At 37.6% G+C, this 17,112-nt stretch carries 12 protein-coding genes; 2 read left to right on the top strand and 10 right to left on the bottom strand.

The genetic code is table 11. The features are described 5' to 3' along the window. Window positions 1-58 precede the first annotated feature (58 nt). From fur to IGJ11_RS04720, 8 genes are all read right to left on the bottom strand, one after another. Window positions 59-532, bottom strand: coding sequence for a ferric iron uptake transcriptional regulator (gene fur / locus IGJ11_RS04755; RefSeq protein WP_010719583.1), 474 nt, complete (start codon window positions 530-532; stop codon window positions 59-61). Window positions 533-635: 103 nt separating this feature from the next. After that, window positions 636-1,499, bottom strand: coding sequence for a CvfB family protein (locus tag IGJ11_RS04750; protein WP_010719584.1), 864 nt, complete (start codon window positions 1,497-1,499; stop codon window positions 636-638). A 201-nt stretch (window positions 1,500-1,700) separates the two neighbouring features. Continuing rightward, window positions 1,701-4,010, bottom strand: coding sequence for a cell division site-positioning protein MapZ family protein (locus IGJ11_RS04745; protein WP_207432453.1), 2,310 nt, complete (start codon window positions 4,008-4,010; stop codon window positions 1,701-1,703). Window positions 4,011-4,384: 374 nt separating this feature from the next. Beyond that, the gene (gene rpoD, locus IGJ11_RS04740) at window positions 4,385-5,494 is read right to left on the bottom strand and encodes an RNA polymerase sigma factor RpoD (protein WP_010719586.1); all 1,110 of its coding nucleotides are present in this window, start codon (window positions 5,492-5,494) and stop codon (window positions 4,385-4,387) included. A gap of 23 nt (window positions 5,495-5,517) precedes the next feature. After that, complete coding sequence (gene dnaG, locus IGJ11_RS04735; protein WP_010719587.1) at window positions 5,518-7,359, bottom strand: DNA primase; 1,842 nt, start codon at window positions 7,357-7,359, stop codon at window positions 5,518-5,520. 186 nt (window positions 7,360-7,545) lie between these two features. Further along, window positions 7,546-9,867 (bottom strand): cation-translocating P-type ATPase, encoded by a 2,322-nt coding sequence (locus IGJ11_RS04730; protein ID WP_179299871.1) that lies wholly within the window; start codon window positions 9,865-9,867, stop codon window positions 7,546-7,548. A 168-nt stretch (window positions 9,868-10,035) separates the two neighbouring features. Next, window positions 10,036-10,818: a DUF368 domain-containing protein gene (locus IGJ11_RS04725; protein ID WP_242697180.1), complete on the bottom strand. Its 783-nt coding sequence runs from the start codon at window positions 10,816-10,818 to the stop codon at window positions 10,036-10,038. Window positions 10,819-10,962: 144 nt separating this feature from the next. Beyond that, window positions 10,963-11,595 carry a lysozyme family protein gene (locus IGJ11_RS04720; RefSeq protein WP_053766455.1) on the bottom strand — a complete coding sequence of 211 codons (633 nt, stop codon included), beginning with the start codon at window positions 11,593-11,595 and terminating at the stop codon, window positions 10,963-10,965. A gap of 211 nt (window positions 11,596-11,806) precedes the next feature. Between IGJ11_RS04720 and IGJ11_RS04715 the strand changes: the two genes are divergently transcribed. Both IGJ11_RS04715 and mprF read left to right on the top strand, forming a co-directional pair. Beyond that, complete coding sequence (locus tag IGJ11_RS04715) at window positions 11,807-12,523, top strand: alpha/beta fold hydrolase (RefSeq protein WP_010719591.1); 717 nt, start codon at window positions 11,807-11,809, stop codon at window positions 12,521-12,523. Between the two features lie 21 nt (window positions 12,524-12,544). After that, the gene (mprF, locus tag IGJ11_RS04710; RefSeq protein WP_207432457.1) at window positions 12,545-15,130 is read left to right on the top strand and encodes a bifunctional lysylphosphatidylglycerol flippase/synthetase MprF; all 2,586 of its coding nucleotides are present in this window, start codon (window positions 12,545-12,547) and stop codon (window positions 15,128-15,130) included. A gap of 105 nt (window positions 15,131-15,235) precedes the next feature. On the opposite strand, the gene tuf is transcribed toward mprF, so the two are convergent. Together tuf and IGJ11_RS04700 are read right to left on the bottom strand one after the other, a co-directional pair. After that, the gene (tuf, locus tag IGJ11_RS04705; protein ID WP_010719593.1) at window positions 15,236-16,423 is read right to left on the bottom strand and encodes an elongation factor Tu; all 1,188 of its coding nucleotides are present in this window, start codon (window positions 16,421-16,423) and stop codon (window positions 15,236-15,238) included. A gap of 263 nt (window positions 16,424-16,686) precedes the next feature. Continuing rightward, window positions 16,687-17,091: a GNAT family N-acetyltransferase gene (locus IGJ11_RS04700; protein WP_010737338.1), complete on the bottom strand. Its 405-nt coding sequence runs from the start codon at window positions 17,089-17,091 to the stop codon at window positions 16,687-16,689. Window positions 17,092-17,112: the final 21 nt, after the last annotated feature.

Here is a 17,112-nt window from a genome sequence, read left to right as displayed (position 1 = left end):
TACCCTTCATTTTCGATAGTCTATTTTACAGCTAGGCAAAGAAAAAGCCGTCTAGCAATCAGACGGTTTTGCTTTCTTTTTCTTTAGTGTAACATTTTTGACAAATACCATGAAATGTTAAGCGATGATCTTTTACCAAAAAGTGATACCGTTGCTCCACAATTTCTTCCACTTCACACAATAAATCTTCTTCAACCTCTTCAATCGTGCCACATCGTAAACACAATAAATGATGATGGAAATGTTTTGCTCCTTCTTTTCTCAAGTCATAGCGAGCAACACCATCATTGAAGCTGACTTTATCAATGACTTTCAAATCGGTCAAAATCTCTAACGTCCGATAGACAGTAGCTAACCCAATTTCTGGACTCTTTTTTTTCACTAGAAAAAAGACTTCTTCTGCCGATAAATGTTCTTTCTCATTTTCTAAAAGTACTTGTAAAGTTGCTTCTCTTTGTGGGGTTAATTTGAACCCCGACTCGTGCAATTGTTGTTTCGTTTTTTTCATTACTGACATCGCATTCATAACCATGTATTCAACCCCGACAATTTATAATAATTATAATCAAACAAAAAGAATCTCTTTCTAAATTAAAATAATTATAAGCTAGTTAAGAAAAACATGCAAGGTATTCTCAATTAGATTTTCTAATTCGTTTCGTTACGCCTGCTTCTTGTTTGACTAGTCCTTGTTTTAATAGATTGCCGATTGCTCGTTTAAAAGCTCCCTTGCTTATACCAAAAGTTTTCATGATATCTTCCGGATCAGATTTGTCAGTAAAATGGATTTGCTCATCTGCTGATCGTTCGATGATTGTTAAAATCATTTGTGCATCATCAGAGATTGCTTCATATGCTCTTGGTTTTAATGAAAGATTCAATACTCCATCAGGTCTCACGCCAATTACTCGTCCTTTGACTTGTTCACCTAAGCGCGGCTCATTATAGCGTTCGGATGGGTGGATAAATCCGATATAATAATCATCTGTTAAGACGTACGTTCCGGTCAGTTTCAAGCGGTAAGCAACGCCTGTAATGTCTTTATTTTTGATTTCTTCTGTTCCACGTTTACTCAATGATTTAAAAATCTTTTCATCGGCTAAACTACCCCAAATTCGGTCTTTGCTATCGACTCTTAAAGCAACCATTAAACGATCGCCTTTTTTAGGCCAAAGTTCTGTCATCGTTGGTAGTTCATCTAATGAGACTACAAAATCTTTGTCGGGTAATCCAATATCGACGAATACTCCTAAATCTTTTCGTGAAGCAGTCACTGTACCAAAAGCATAATGACCAATTCGACTTTTAGGAATCAACGTAGTAAAACGATTTTCATGTTTTTGATTTTGATAACCAAACCCTTCGACTGCTTCACCGATACGATAGGTCCCTTCGGTTTTACTTAATCCAAAAGTTTGTCCATTTTTCTGGACAAAGTAATTTTTTTCATTTTCATCAATTACCATTCCGGTAAATATTGTTGCCAATAATTCATTCATCTTATTTCTCCTTATTTATAAAAGATTCAGCCATCTTTTCTTAGCTATCATAACATAATGTTCCCATGATTAGTAGTTGGTTTGGTCTTAGTCGTCGCAAAAAAACTCAGACATCGTGTATCTGATCCTATATGGTCATCCACTTAGTTCCATACGATCTACGATATCTGAGTAGTATTTGATCATTGTCTATCTAGCAGATTAATGGCTGCCATTTCCGCCAAACCAGCCTGTTTTACAATTGATCGTCACAATATAAAATGGCAATGCACTTTCACCGATTCCACGCATCAAATTAGATTGGGTTGAAGTAGCATAAAGATTATAGTAACCTTCACCATTTTCGATTCTCGCTTTTTCTAGTTTATATCCACCTGCCACAATGTAGCCTCGTTGAATACAAGTAGCAATAACACTTTGTTGGACTCCTGGTGCCCAATTCCATGCTGGATTAGATGCATCAGCCACATCACTTTGTCGAGTTGACATGATGGGTTGATTGGCTGAATTAGTCTTATTGGTAGTGGAACTAGATTTTGCTTGTTGTGCAGCCAGAGCTGCAGCTTGTTTGGCTTGTTTGGCTGCTTCAGCTGCTTTTTTTGCTTCTTCAGCTTTTTTTGCTTCTTCTTTTGCTTGTGCTTCTTTCTGCTCTTTCGCAGTCAAGGTTTCATCTACTTTTTTTAGTTGATCTTTTAAAGCGACAGCTAGCTCTTCATTTTTGATTTGCTCTACAGCATTTTTTGCTTCGTCATACTGCTCTCTGTTCGCACTGTCTACGACTTGATTATCATGATAGACAACGTTCACTTTATCTTTAGCCGTCTGTAATTGTTTGTATTGGTCCTCTGCTTCGGTTTGCGCTTGCTTGATCAGACGTCCAAAAGCAGTTTCATTTGTAGTCATTGGTTGAATGGCTTGATCCTCTTTTAGTTTGGGATCAGCTGCTAAATGATCATCGTCAATCACTACCGAAGTAAATAACTGGTTGACACGTTGAATATCTTTGATTTTGGTTTGGATATCCTGGAATGTTTTTTCTAATTCAGGGTATTCTTTCTCTTTTTTTACGTCATTCAGATCAGTCTTTAGTTTAGCTAAGTCTTGATTGATCATTGAAGTACGGATAAACTGGTGAGACGGATCTGTATAAAAAGCATTCAAGGCTGTTTGTAGATCTGCCACCTTTTGTTTTTGTCTTTCTTCTTGTGCAGCGATTTGTGCCTGAACATCTTGCTGATGGTCATAATAAGCCCAACCACCGACTCCGAGCAAGACGATTGCTGCTAAAGCCAGATACGGTCCTTTTTTCGATCTTTTTCGTTTCCCCTCATCAGTCTTAGCTGATGTAACTGGTTCTTTTTGTTCCGTTTCTGTCCTTTGATCGATTTCATTTGATAATTCTGTTTTTTCTATAGCTTCTGGTTTTGAAGAATCTTTCTTACGAATTTCTTCTTTTGGTTCTTCTTTCGGTACTTCTTCTTTTGCTGTTTCTTTTTTCGATATTTCTTCTTTTAGAACTTCTCCGTTTGATTGATTCTCTTGTGATGGAGCTGCTTTCGGAATATCTTTTTCTGAAACTTCAGGTTTCAAATTTTCGTTTAACGCTTCGACCTCATGGGTTGAGTTTTTATCGACATCTTCCACACTCGTTTTTTCTTCGACTTCTTTTTTTCCTATCAAAAGTTTTTCTGACGATGATTGGACGTGAGTCGTTTTTGAAGCGGGCACTGGTTCTTCAGTTTGTTCCTTAGAAGAAAGCAGTTGATTTTCTTCTGAAGTTTGGGGTGCCGTTAAGCGTTCATGATTTTTTTCTGTTGCCGTTTCAAACGTTTCTTCTTGATCAATCGCTTGATGGTCAGTTGGCTGAACAACGCTATCCTTCGTATCAACTGTTTCCTTTTCTTTCGTTTCACGTTCGTTAGTTCCTGGCACTGTACTTTCTTGTTTTGAATCAGTCTCTTTGGCATTTTTAGCTGCGAGTTCCTCTTGGATCATTCGCATCAATTCTTCTGCATGTTCTTCTGTTGTATCTTCTCTATGAGCTTTGATATAAGCAGATAAAATCGAATTTTCTTTTTCATGATCAACAAATTCTTTTAATTCAGCTACTCTTTTTTGTTGTTCTGCTTCGAGTTCATCCGTCATTTCATCGCCGTTAACTTGTTTTTTCGAATCAGTTCCTTCTTCACTTGTTGACGGCTTTGTATTTGTCTTTTTAGTGACTACATCTTCAGCATCATTAGTTTCTGCTAGATTCGTTTCTTCAGATGATTCTTCTTTAAACAAGGCCATGACCGATTCTAATGGTAACTCTGTTAATTCTGACCATTCGATTGGATCATTTAATTCCGTGTCAGGAAAATGTTCTTCTGAAGAATCTATTGGTAATTGACTGTTGTTCTTTTCTTCATTCGTGTGTTGGTCTTGCTCTTTTATTTGGTAACCACAATCAGGACAAATCAACTTTCCTTTGATTTTCTTTGATCCACACGTTGGGCATTTTTTTATCACTGAGCGATCGGCTCCTTTTGTTAGGTTTACGCTACCATTTAATCTACCATATTCTGAAAGTTTCGCCAAGAGCCTATTTTGATCAAACAGATGTCAAATAGTATAACTCGTAAAAATAAAACAAATAATTTATAAAAAGTTTCTTATAATTACGCATAGTTACGCAATTATTTATGTTTTCATCATCATAATGTTAATAGCGCATCAATTATTTGTTTATTATGATCAGATTCAAGCTTTTGACTCAGCTATTGACTAAAAAAGTAGCACGGGATCATCTATTCTGATCCCGTGCTACTTTGTTTTCACTAAAGGCTACTCGCAATTTTAAAAGACAGTCATTGTCTATAAGATTCAAAATTTGAATCCTATTTTTACTCTAAGAAATCTTTCAATTGTTTTGAACGTGATGGATGGCGTAATTTACGTAACGCTTTCGCTTCTATTTGTCGAATACGTTCACGTGTTACTCCGAATACTTTCCCAACTTCTTCGAGTGTTCTGGTACGGCCATCGTCTAAACCAAAACGTAAGCGGAGAACATTCTCTTCACGGTCAGTCAATGTATCTAAAACATCTTCTAATTGTTCTTTTAGCAATTCATAAGCCGCATGTTCTGCAGGACTAGTAGCTTCTTGGTCTTCAATGAAGTCTCCTAAATGAGAATCATCTTCTTCACCAATTGGTGTTTCTAAAGAAACTGGCTCTTGCGCAATTTTCAATATTTCACGTACTTTTTCTGTAGGAAGGTCCATTTCTGCCCCAATTTCTTCTGGCGTCGGTTCTCTTCCTAAATCTTGAAGTAATTGACGTTGGATACGGATCAATTTGTTGATGGTTTCTACCATATGCACTGGGATACGGATCGTACGTGCTTGGTCAGCGATGGCACGAGTGATTGCTTGTCTGATCCACCATGTAGCATAAGTTGAAAATTTGAATCCTTTACGATAGTCAAATTTTTCAACAGCTTTCATCAAGCCCATATTTCCTTCTTGGATCAAATCAAGAAATTGCATGCCACGTCCAACATATCTCTTAGCAATACTTACGACCAAACGAAGGTTTGCTTCAGCTAAACGCTGTTTTGCTTCTTGATCACCTTCTTCGATTTTTAAAGCAAGAGCTACTTCTTCTTCCGCAGTTAATAGGGAAACACGACCAATCTCTTTTAAATACATACGAACTGGATCGTTGATTTTTACACCAGTAGGTGCTGACAGATCTTCTGTTTTTGCTTGTTCCGCTTTTTTCTCTGCACTCTTCAAGCTATGGATCGATGGATCTCCGTTTTCATCAACAACGCTGATTCCAGCATCCTCGACTTTTTGGATCAATTTATCCATCTCATCCGCATTCAATGTGAATGGCGTTGCAAGTTTATTTGAAAGATCATCATACACGACTTGTCTTTTTGGTTTGTTTTCTTTGATAAAAGCTGCTACTGCTGCTTCATACTTTTTATTCTCTGTTACATTTGCCATAAAAGAAGGCCCCCCTTGAGTAGCTATTCGGCTTGTTTTAACTGTTTTGTTAAATTAATGATCTCAATCGTTAATTCCAATTCTAATTGCTTGTTTCCAGTTCTTCTAGCCTCTTGCTGCATTTGTTTTTTTAAAGTTATTTCATCAGCTAAACTAGACTTTCTGATTACACGCAATAAGTCTTGGATTTCTCTTGGTGTGCTTTCTTCGGCTACACGCAAATACTCGATTTCCACCACTAAACGCCTTAAATTTTCATCTTGCAAAAAGTCCAAAAACTCCGCAAGGTTGAATTCATCATGTTGTGACACAAATGCATCGAATAAAAAATATACTTCTGCATAAATGTCATGAATAAACTGAAATTGCTGTTCTTTCAAAAGATTACGGACAGATATCTCTTTGAACACTCTGTACAAGAGCATTTGTTCCGCTTTTTCTACTTGAGTCAGCGGTCTCTTTTTCGTTATTGCCGTCCGTGAAATAGCTGGTTCTGGCAATGTCGTTGGTTGGTTGGTTCGATTCGTTTGATTTTCCCTGCGAAAATCCCGTATTTGCTTTTGCAGGGTTTCACGACTAAGTTGAAATTCGGTCGCTAGTTGCGACAAATACATATCTTGTTCGATTGGCGAGACAACTTGACTAAGTTCTCTCGATACCTCTTCTAAGTACTGGATTTTATCTTTTTCATTCTCCAGGTTCTTGTCTTGCTTCAAATAACGTGACTTGAAAGTAAAGACCGTTTCACGACCATGAAAGATCAGTTCATTAAAGGAGTCATTTCCATATTTACGTAAATATTCATCGGGATCAAGTTTTTCCGGAATCACAACGATTGATAATTGCAATCGACTATTTTGTCGTAACAATTCGATCCCTCGATTCGTTGCCTCGAATCCTGCCTTATCTCCATCGTAACAAAAAACTAGTTCTTTGGTTACTCGTTCAATCTGCTGGATCTGTTGATTCGTTAAACTCGTTCCCATGGAAGCTATCCCATTTTTTACACCTGCTTGCCAAGAAGCAATGACATCCATGAAACCTTCAAATAAAAGAACTTCACCGCTTTTTCGGATATCACTACGTGCTTTATCCAAGTTGAACAACACTTGTCTTTTATTGAATAATTCTGTTTCTGGACTATTCAAATATTTGGGTTGATCTTTTTCTTGTCCTTTTTCTGGTGCAAGCCAGCGTCCAGAAAAACCAATCGTGCGCCCTTGAGGGTTTCTGATAGGAAACATGATACGTTGGTAAAACCGATCAGATATTCCTCCATCCTCATGAGAGATAAACAAACCAGAACGTTCCAACACTTCTTGATCGTATGCTTCAGTTTTAAATACTTGTTTCAAAAATGAACGTTCATTCGGTGCAAATCCGATCGCAAATTCTTCAATCAATTCTAGTGTCAAACCACGTTGTAGTAAGTAATCTAAAGCTTGCTCGCCTACTTTCGTGTGTAGCAACATATGATGATATACTTCTGCGGCTTTTTCATGCGCTAAAATCAATTTTCCTGTAATTGAATCGCTATTTTCGAAGGGAAGTGTTTGTTTGCGCCATTGATCTTCTAACTGAATTTGTTCAAAATCAGCAACTTTAACGACTGCTTCTGGGAAACTAAGTCCTTCTAGTTCTTGAAGAAAAGTAAAGACGTTTCCTCCTTTTCCGCAACCAAAGCAATGAAAAATCTGTTTATCTTCAGCCACCGAGAAAGATGGTGTTCGTTCTTCATGAAAAGGACACAAACCTAAATAATTCTTTCCAGATTTTTTTAATTGGACGTATTGACCAATCACCTCAACAATATTCGTTTGTCCACGAATCGTTTCAATGACTTCTTGAGGAATCCGTTGAGCCATGCTTTCACCCCCTGTAAATAGCTAATTGGCATCTGTCAAAGAGATACCTCAGGAGAATAACCGGTAAAAAATCGCACTAACGAAAATCAGTGCGATTTTAAAGGACACAATTATACATGTTTCATTCTATCACAATTCTAAACTTTTTCAAGTATAATACTTGTCATTCTAAGAACAAGCAACGGTTTATTTCGTTGTTGCTAATTTATTCAATAAGTAGTCACGGATATTGGTCTTTCCATAAATCAGTCTCAAAATGATATTAACGATCATAAAACCAATGAAATATGGCCAAGCCGTTCCTAACCCAAGATCAACTTCTAACAGATGATGGAAAAGCATCGCTGCTACATAAATCCCTACAACAGTTGTTACCGCTAAGAAAATTCGCAACGGATTAAATGGATAACACGCTTTGACTACTGCCATACAGCTGATTCCGATCAATAGATAATACATTAAAGTGGTCGTTTGCAACTGGGTAAATGGCAAAACTTTTCCTAAAATATAAACCACAATAATATTCAATACGACTAGCAATGCATTTGGCAATGCATTGATCAATGCTGTTGGTAAATAACGATAGGTAATCTTTCGTTTATCTTGTTCAAACGATAAGAAGAAAGAAGGATAACCTTCAATAGCTAAGTCAATCAATGTGATCTGGATTGGGATGAATGGAAACCCGATTGCAGTAATTGCGCATAAGATAGAAAGAATAAACGAATAGATCGTCTTGATAAAGAAAATACCTGAAACTTTGGTCACATTGTTTACGACACGACGCCCTTCGAATAAGACTTCTGGTAAAGTCGTAAAATCAGAATCAAGTAAAACGAGATTAGCAATTTGTCTTGTTGCACCGTCTCCTTCAGCCATGGCGATACTGCAGTCTGCTTCACGCAGTGCCAATACGTCATTGACTCCATCCCCAGTCATAGCCACAGTTCCACCACTTTGTTTTAATTCATTCACTAATGTTTTCTTTTGTTGTGGACTCACACGACCAAAGACCGTGTATTCATGAGCGGCTTCCCGGACAGCTTTTTCTTCTGTCATCGTAGAAAGATCAACATACGAATCATAATTTGGTAAGCCTGCACGGCGGGCAATATTTGAAACTGTGAACGGATTATCACCTGAAATAACCTTTAGATTCACACCTTCAGCATGTAAATAAGCTAATGTTTCTTCTGCATTTTTACGTATTGGATCGTCAATCTCAAATAGTGCGATTGGTTCAACGCCTTTTGGCTCTCCTTCAGTCAAATGTTGTTCAGGAGCGACACCCAGCATCAATACACGGTAGCCATTTGCTTGAGCATCCACCAAACTTTCTGGCAGTTGTGATTTTTCTACCAAACGTTCAGGAGCTCCTACATAGATCACACCTAATTCAGGAAACTCCATCGCTCCCCATTTTCGGTCAGAAGAGAAAGCTAACTTTTCAGTCACAGTATAGCGATTAGCTACTTGAAAGTAATCTCTAAGTGCCCGCATGGTAAGATTATTGTCACTGCTTTCAGCTAGATAGGTTCCCATGATTTCAGGAATCGCTTTTTCGTACTTAGGATTTAGGGCTTCGACCCGTTGGATACTCATTTTTCCTTCAGTGATCGTCCCTGTTTTATCCAAGCAAAGCGTATCTACATGAGCAAGTGTTTCAATCGAATACATATCTTGGACCAAGATTCTTTTCTTTGCTAATTTCGTTACACCAGTAGTCAGTGCAATACTAATCAAAAGTACTAAGCCTTTAGGCAACATCCCTAGTAATGCTGCTGCCGAAGCAATAACAGAAATCTTAATGGAAGCATCACGGATAAATAACGCTTCTAAAAATAAAATAATACCTAATGGAATGATAATGAAGCTAGTAAATTTCGATACTTTTCGAATAGAATCGACAAGTTCAGAATGAATCGCTTTATGGGTTTTTGCCTCACTCGTTAGGCGAACTGCATAGTTGTCTGCGCCAACACGAATCGTTTGAGCTAAAACAGAACCACTGGTTAAGAAACTACCTGAAAGCAATTCATCTCCCGCGGTTTTGACAATCAGGTCTGACTCCCCTGTCAATAGTGCCTCATTGGCTTCTGCGCGTCCTGAGATCACTCTTAAATCAGAAGGGATCTGTTCCCCTGCACCAATCTTTACGACATCTCCTAAAACTAATTCTTTCGTTGAAATCGACTGCTCTTTTCCTTCGCGGACAACTCGTACCTCTGATTGCGAAACAATCGATAACTTTCTTACTAGATTTCTAGCATGGATTTCTTGATAGATACCAATAATGATATTCACCACAATGATTGCCAGGTAAGCCATATTGGAATAGGCACCGACCAATAGTAAGCAAATCCCAATACCAAAATTTAAAAAATTGAACAGCGTTAGTATATTGTCACTAAGAATCTGCTTAGTACTTTTTGATGCATCCTCTTGGTAATCATTTTGCTGCCCAGAGGAAATTTTTTGTCTCACTTCTTCCTGAGTAAGACCATTCATTTCTTTCGTTTCCATTTTTCGCCAACTTTCAAAAAATAATCAATATATTTAAGTCTAGCTTGTTCTATTATTAAAAACAACTTATTTTTTACAAATTTATACAAAATAAGAACACATGATTCTATGCCGCTGAGAAATCCCAGCAAAAAATCATGTGCCATTCAACCTTTATTTATATTGTTCTTCTAAACGACTCATCCACCAACCTAATGCGATACCAGCAAAAAATAAAATGGGACAAAAGATGATTCCTAGTAAACTTAAATTTGTGTAATCTGTAGGAACAATCATTACCGTCGAAGCAAAAACAACTCCTAAAATAAAATGGAACAATTTACTATATGCCTTAGAAAAGATAAAATCAAATAACTTTGATAACGTCAACACGCAGACTACCGCGCCTAAACCGATCGGTAAGATCACGTCTAAGCGAGCTTCTTTGAAACCATCAGCCATCGCCTTGTATAACCCCATATAGACTAAAAAATTCGAGGGACTCAGTCCAGGAACAATCATCCCTAAGCCGATTAGACCGCCAGTGATGATCCAAGTTACTGTGTTTTGTTCAACTTGACCATCAAATAGTTGTGATCCGTAAAGTAAAAAGAAATAAGCCACGATCAATGTGACGATCATCAGGATGATATCACCTGATTGCCGCCCTTTCTTTCCAGCTTCTTTCCACAACGCTGGAACAGTACCTACAATACACCCAACAAAAAACCATAAAATCGTCGTTTCATATGTCCCTAATAAGAAACTCACCAAAAAGGAAAGCAAAAAGACTCCACTGATGCCTCCTAATCCGACAGGCAAAAAGAAAAGCACGTTTTCTTTAAAATTTCTGGTTAGATGAGCTAAAAAAGAGATCAATCGTTCGTACATCCCAAAAACAGCTGCTAAAGCGCCTCCGCTTACCCCCGGTAAAATAAAACCCGAACCGATAAACATTCCCTTTACAAAGCGCAATAGCCAGTCTTTCCCTGAATCTTTCGCTACCTTTTCTGTTATGATTTGTTCTTTTTCCACTTTTTTGAGCACTCCTTCTTTCTGATAAGATAAAGATCTAGCAAAAAATCTCAGCATTACACTCAATTAGTTAAAAACTTTGTCATATAACTCAATGAGGTCTTCATTCATCTTGACAACTTTTGTGTAAAACATGTTCCCTCCATTATGATAAAGATAACCGCCATTGTAAAGCAATGAGGGGACTCGCCAATAGCGATACTTGGTTTTTTTCTCATTACCTAAAAGTGGACTCAAGACATTTTTGGAATATTCTTCTGCTATCTCCATAGTATTTTCCCCACCTCGGTTTTTTACGTAGACAATATAATCCTTACCGAAGTTATAGGCTTGTATAGCTGTATCAAGATCACATCCTTGTTTTTTTGCCTCATTGATCATTTCTGCTAAGTAGCTGACTCCTTGATCGATACTTTCTTTTTGATTATCGATCACATTGGCTTTACCATAGGCGCTTTCCGAACTTTGCATCAAATCAATCCCCTTGCCTTTTGATTCTGTTAAAATGATCCCCTTGACCAAAGACTCGTACTCTTCCATATGGTACTTTTTGATTGCTGTTGTTATTTCTGGTTCGTACTTTTCTACTCTTTTAATCGATTGATAGGTTTTTCCTAAGATGATCAATACTCCTATGACCAAGACAATCACTAAAAAAGAGACGATTCTTCGAAAGATTGATTTTTTCTTTTTTTTCATAAACATTCACCTAGTTATTTTGACATCTTTTTTTATCTTACTATTTATTATCGTTCTTGGCTATTTCTTACTAATCATTTGTTCCTTTCCTTAATAAAAACTGAAATTTTCGGAATTTTTTACTATCTTACGAAAATGATCGTTGTTTTTTTAGGAAAACAATTGCTCTTATAGGAGAATTGTCGTTATACTTTAACCAGTAGGTGATTATGTGAAAAAAGAAAAGAAATATGCAAAAATGACTGATGGAACAGAGATCTATTATGAGAAAAGCGGAAATGGCATGCCTCTGTTTTTACTCCATGGTAATGATGGCAGTGGTCGTTTCTTCTCAGAGCAAGTTCCTGTCTTTAGTCAGTTTTATACCGTTTATCTCATTGATAGTCGAGGTCACGGACGTTCAACGAATCAAGCAAATACCTTGTCTTTTCGTTTGATGGCAGAAGATCTTTATACCATCATGCTACTTGAAGGAATTACAAAAGCAAATATACTAGGTTTTAGTGATGGAGCTAATCTTGGATTGGTCTTTTCAAGTTATTATCCAGAGAAAGTACATCGATTAATATTAAATTCAGGAAATACTTTAGTTAAAGGGGTTTTATTCTCAGCGAGACTGCTTAGCTACTGTCATTATATTGGTATGTGGTTGCTTTCTTTAGTTTGCCCATCGCTTAGAAAAAATTTGTTGGTGATCAAATTGTTGTTAAAAGATATCGGTCTTTCAACAGCAGATTTAGAGAAAATTAAATGTAAAACATTAATTATTGTTGGAAAAAAAGATGTGATCAAACTGCAACACTCCCTTTACCTAGCAAAAACGATCCCAAATGCTTCTTTTGTTTTAGTGAACGAACAAGGACATCAGTTAGCTAGAAAAGATCCTCAACGTTTCAATCAAGAAGTATTAGATTTTTTGTCTGAATAATAAGAATAGTAGGTGATTTTTTTGTTAAAACAAGCCTTACAATGGTTCAAAAACCATTTAGGTCTCTTTAAAACAATCTTTTTAATTTCTGTGGTTGTCATTATCGTTAGTGAATTGATCAATATTGGCAAAACACTATCGATCGCTCAATTAGCCGAAACATTTGCAACAATCCCACTTTGGAAGACGGGGTTGATGCTCATTGTTGGATTACTATCTGTTGCACCGATGATTGGGTATGACATCATCCTTAACCGCTTGTTGGGACAAAAATTAAAAAAGAGTTATTTATTTGAAACAAGTTGGTTGATCAATACCATCAACAATGTTGCCGGTTTTGGCGGCTTTGTCAGCATCGGATTACGCTCCGAATTATACGGTCATAAAAAAGACAGTAAGCAGTTGATGCAAGCTTTGTCGAAGATCTTTTTATTTCTAATGGCTGGACTGTCTATTTATAGTTTGATTTCTTTTTTTATGGTCTTTTTTGCACCGGTTGCGCCTTTTATTAAGCAGTATTGGATTTGGTTGATCGGTGGTGGGTTATACTTCCCACTTGTTTTTGTGGTCACTACCTTAAAAAAAGAGGGCTACCTCGGAGGACTCTCATTAAAAACACAAGGACAATTGCTGCTTGTCTCGATCTTAGAGTGGTCTGGTGTCTTGTTCACCTTTCTAGCAGTCGGGGCACTTATGGATATCAAAGTCGATTTGTGGCAAACGATACCGCTCTTTATCGCAGCTTCAGTTATCGGAATCGTCTCGATGATTCCTGGTGAAATCGGTAGTTTTGATATCATGATGATTATCGGTCTTTCTGCCATAGGTGTGCCAAAGGCAACTGTAGTCGTTTGGATCTTACTGTACCGAATTTTTTATTACATTATTCCTTTTTTGATCGGGATCGTCTTTTTCTTTAAGAATATTGGCTCAACCTTTGATCAACGTTATTCTGGTATTCCTAAGCAGCTGGCAACAGAGATTGCTCATAAAGCCGTCGTCGTCCTTTTATATTTTTCTGGTATCATGATGGTTCTTTCAGCAACGATCCCACAAGCTTTTACCGAGTTTCGTTGGCTGCATAGTATCAATCCGTTAAGGTTGCATTTTATTATTCAATTCCCAAGTATGTTGTTAGGATTTCTCTTTGTCATCATGGGGCGTGGGATTGCTGCAAGAGTCAAAAGAGCCTATTGGCCAACTATTGCACTGATCTTTTTAGCAGCATCTTATGTGACGATTATTGACTTTAGCTTTACTGCAGCTATTTTCCTATTGTTACTGTTGTTGATCGTAATTGCTTCGAAAAATGAATTATTTAGAGAACAAATCATTTATTCATGGGAATGGTTGACGATTGATGGTGTGATTATTGGTGCTTTAGCGTTGCTTTACATCATTATTGGTGTTTATAATCTGCCAACATTTCCTCATCGTAAGCATCATTTTATTTCGTTCTTTTTGTTCCCGTCAGAAAAGATTTGGTTATCTGGATTATTTGCTATTATTGCAGTAAGCTTTATCATCATTCTTTTCGTCCACTTCCTACAAGGAAAGAAACAGCAAGTCGGCGAACCGTTGGATGAAGAAAAAGCGTTAAATATCCTCCATACCTTTGGCGGAAATTCTGACAGTCAATTGATTTTCTTAAAAGACAAGCGCATGTTTATTTACGAAAAAGGCCAAGTTGGAACGGTTTTATTACAGTTTGCTTGTTACAATAATAAATGTATCGTGATGGGCGATCCTTCGGGTAAAAAAGAAGATTTTCCTGCTGCTATCGAAGCGTTTATTGAAGAAACTGATCGTTTGTGTTACCTCCCCGTCTTTTATGAAACGAGTGAAGAAATCGTGATGATTTTACATGAATTTGGCTATGATTTCATCAAAATGGGCGAAGAAGCACATGTTGAATTAGCCAATTTCACTACTTCTGGAAAGAAAATGAAAGGGTCACGTGCGATCTTGAATCGGATTGACCGAGAAGGTTTTACTTTTGAGATTATTCAGCCACCTTTTTCTGCGACACAGATGACTGAACTCAAACAAATTTCTGATCAATGGTTAGGAAGCCGAAAAGAAAAAGGTTTTTCACTGGGGTTCTTCTCAGAAGATTATCTACAGCGGGCACCGATCGCTGTTTTAAAAGACCCACAACAAGACTTAGTAGCATTTGCTTCGATCATGCCAACCTACACAGATAACAAAATCGGCACGATTGATTTGATGCGTTATGATCCTGAGAAAGCACCAGCTGGAAGTATGGATTATCTTTTCCTTCATTTATTTGAGTATATGAAAGAGGAACAGATTGAGTTTTTCAACTTGGGGATGGCGCCATTATCCAACGTTGGAACCTCAAGAAAAAGTTTTATTCAAGAACGAATCGCTTACTTAGTTTATGAATTTGGTTCACATTTTTACTCTTTCCACGGCTTGCGTGAGTATAAAGATAAATATGCGACTCATTGGACTTCCCGCTATACTTCCTATTCACGTGACAGTTGGATTGCCTATGTCATGATCGCATTATTGATCATTGATAATGCACCAGTTGACCATAAAAAGCGATTAGTAGGTTTAAAGAAATGGTTACAAAAACGCTGAATATGGCAACTTATATCTAATGATGGAAGAAAAAAAGACGCATGATTCTAAAAGTCATCTGACTTGTTGAATCGTGCGTCTTTTTTATTTATCTATCCTTTGTTCTTAGGCTTCGATTTCTGTTACGATACCTGAACCTACTGTACGACCACCTTCACGAATGGAGAAAGTCGTCCCGTTTTCAATAGCAACAGGATGAATCAATTCTACATCGATCGTTACGTTGTCGCCAGGCATGACCATTTCCGTTCCTTCTGGCAAAACAATTGTTCCTGTTACGTCAGTTGTGCGGAAATAAAATTGTGGTCGATAATTATTGAAGAATGGTGTATGACGTCCGCCTTCTTCTTTAGTCAAAACATAAACTTCTGCTTTGAATTTAGTATGAGGTGTAATTGAACCAGGTTTGGCAATCACTTGGCCACGTTCGATGTCTTCTCTTTGAATCCCACGTAATAACACACCTACGTTATCCCCTGCTTCACCGTAATCAAGCGTTTTGCGGAACATTTCAACTCCTGTTACTACGGCTTTTTGCGTTTCTGGTTTGATCCCTACGATTTCGATTTCATCACCGACTCGAACAGCCCCACGGTCAATCCGACCAGATGCTACTGTTCCACGTCCAGTAATTGAAAATACATCTTCGACGGGTAACAATAATGGTTTGTCCGTATCACGTTCTGGTGTTGGGATGTATTCATCGACTGTGTCCATCAATTCCATGATAGCTGCTTCTGCATCAGGATCACCTTGTAATGCTTTTAATGCTGATCCTTTGATTACAGGTGTATCATCACCTGGAAATCCATATTCGCTTAATAGTTCACGAACTTCCATTTCTACTAGATCAATTAATTCTTCATCATCGACTAAATCTGTTTTGTTCAAGAAAACAATCAAATATTTCACGCCTACTTGGCGAGAAAGTAAAATGTGTTCACGAGTTTGAGGCATTGGGCCATCCGTAGCAGAAACAACCAAGATTGCTCCGTCCATTTGAGCTGCCCCCGTGATCATGTTTTTCACGTAATCCGCATGCCCTGGTGCATCGATATGTGCATAGTGGCGTTTGTCTGTTTCGTATTCCACATGAGCAGTATTGATCGTGATTCCACGTTCACGTTCTTCTGGCGCTGCGTCGATACTAGCATAGTCTTGAGGATTTGCTAAGCCTTTTTTACCTAGTACTGTAGTGATCGCAGCAGTTAAAGTAGTTTTCCCATGGTCGACGTGTCCAATGGTTCCAATATTTACGTGTGGTTTACTTCTATCATAATGTTCTTTTGCCATAATTAACAAACCTCCTAATTAATTTAGAGCTTTAAAGTTTTGCTCTCATCTGTTGTCCATTATAGACTTCTTTGGAAAAATCCAAAAAGAATCTGTCCGCCTTACTTTTTGTAAGTATCGAACAATTTGTATTATACGTCAAACTTGGTCAAAGTCAACCAAGAACACTTATGCTGATTAATGACTAATTTTTCATCAGCCAACCATGCGTAATTGTTGTGACTATCTCCTTGTTTTCACTACAATGGGCTCTTTCTTAACTATCAATATTCGCGATAAAAACAAATCATTTCTTGTGTCGCTACCGACTGAAATTGGCATTTTTCATAAAATCGACGGGTTCGTTGTTCATTTTCTGTCAATAAAACTTTTTGTCTGACTTTTGGATAAGCTTGTACCATTTTTTCGATTAATTGTGTCCCGATTCCCTTGTTTTGATAAGCAGGATGAACAAGCAAATCTTGAATATAAAGAATCGTTTCGCCATCTCCGACACTACGGATCAATCCAATCAATTGTTGTTCGTGCCATACCGTTATTACTTCGAGAGATTGTTGGATTCCCAGAGCTAATTGTTGGATGTCCTTCGTATAGGCTGACCATCCTACAGCTGTATAGAGCGCGAACAATGCATCAAGGTCAATTTTTTTCTCTTCGCTGAATTCCATGTGCTTCCTATCCTTTGCTAT

This window comes from Enterococcus sp. DIV0691, assembly GCF_051711145.1.
Taxonomy (GTDB): Bacteria; Bacillota; Bacilli; order Lactobacillales; family Enterococcaceae; genus Enterococcus_B; species Enterococcus_B hirae.
Note: the sequence above shows the minus strand (reverse complement) of the source record. Positions and strands in the feature narration are given on the sequence as shown.

Coding starts and splice junctions, on each gene's coding strand:
- fur (WP_010719583.1), bottom strand. CDS start 532: ATGGTTATGAATGCGATGTCAGTAATGAAAAAAACGAAACAACAATTG.
- IGJ11_RS04750 (WP_010719584.1), bottom strand. CDS start 1,499: ATGAATGAATTATTGGCAACAATATTTACCGGAATGGTAATTGATGAA.
- rpoD (WP_010719586.1), bottom strand. CDS start 5,494: ATGGCAAATGTAACAGAGAATAAAAAGTATGAAGCAGCAGTAGCAGCT.
- dnaG (WP_010719587.1), bottom strand. CDS start 7,359: ATGGCTCAACGGATTCCTCAAGAAGTCATTGAAACGATTCGTGGACAA.
- IGJ11_RS04730 (WP_179299871.1), bottom strand. CDS start 9,867: ATGAATGGTCTTACTCAGGAAGAAGTGAGACAAAAAATTTCCTCTGGG.
- IGJ11_RS04725 (WP_242697180.1), bottom strand. CDS start 10,818: ATGTTTATCGGTTCGGGTTTTATTTTACCGGGGGTAAGCGGAGGCGCT.
- IGJ11_RS04720 (WP_053766455.1), bottom strand. CDS start 11,595: ATGAAAAAAAAGAAAAAATCAATCTTTCGAAGAATCGTCTCTTTTTTA.
- tuf (WP_010719593.1), bottom strand. CDS start 16,423: ATGGCAAAAGAACATTATGATAGAAGTAAACCACACGTAAATATTGGA.
- IGJ11_RS04700 (WP_010737338.1), bottom strand. CDS start 17,091: ATGGAATTCAGCGAAGAGAAAAAAATTGACCTTGATGCATTGTTCGCG.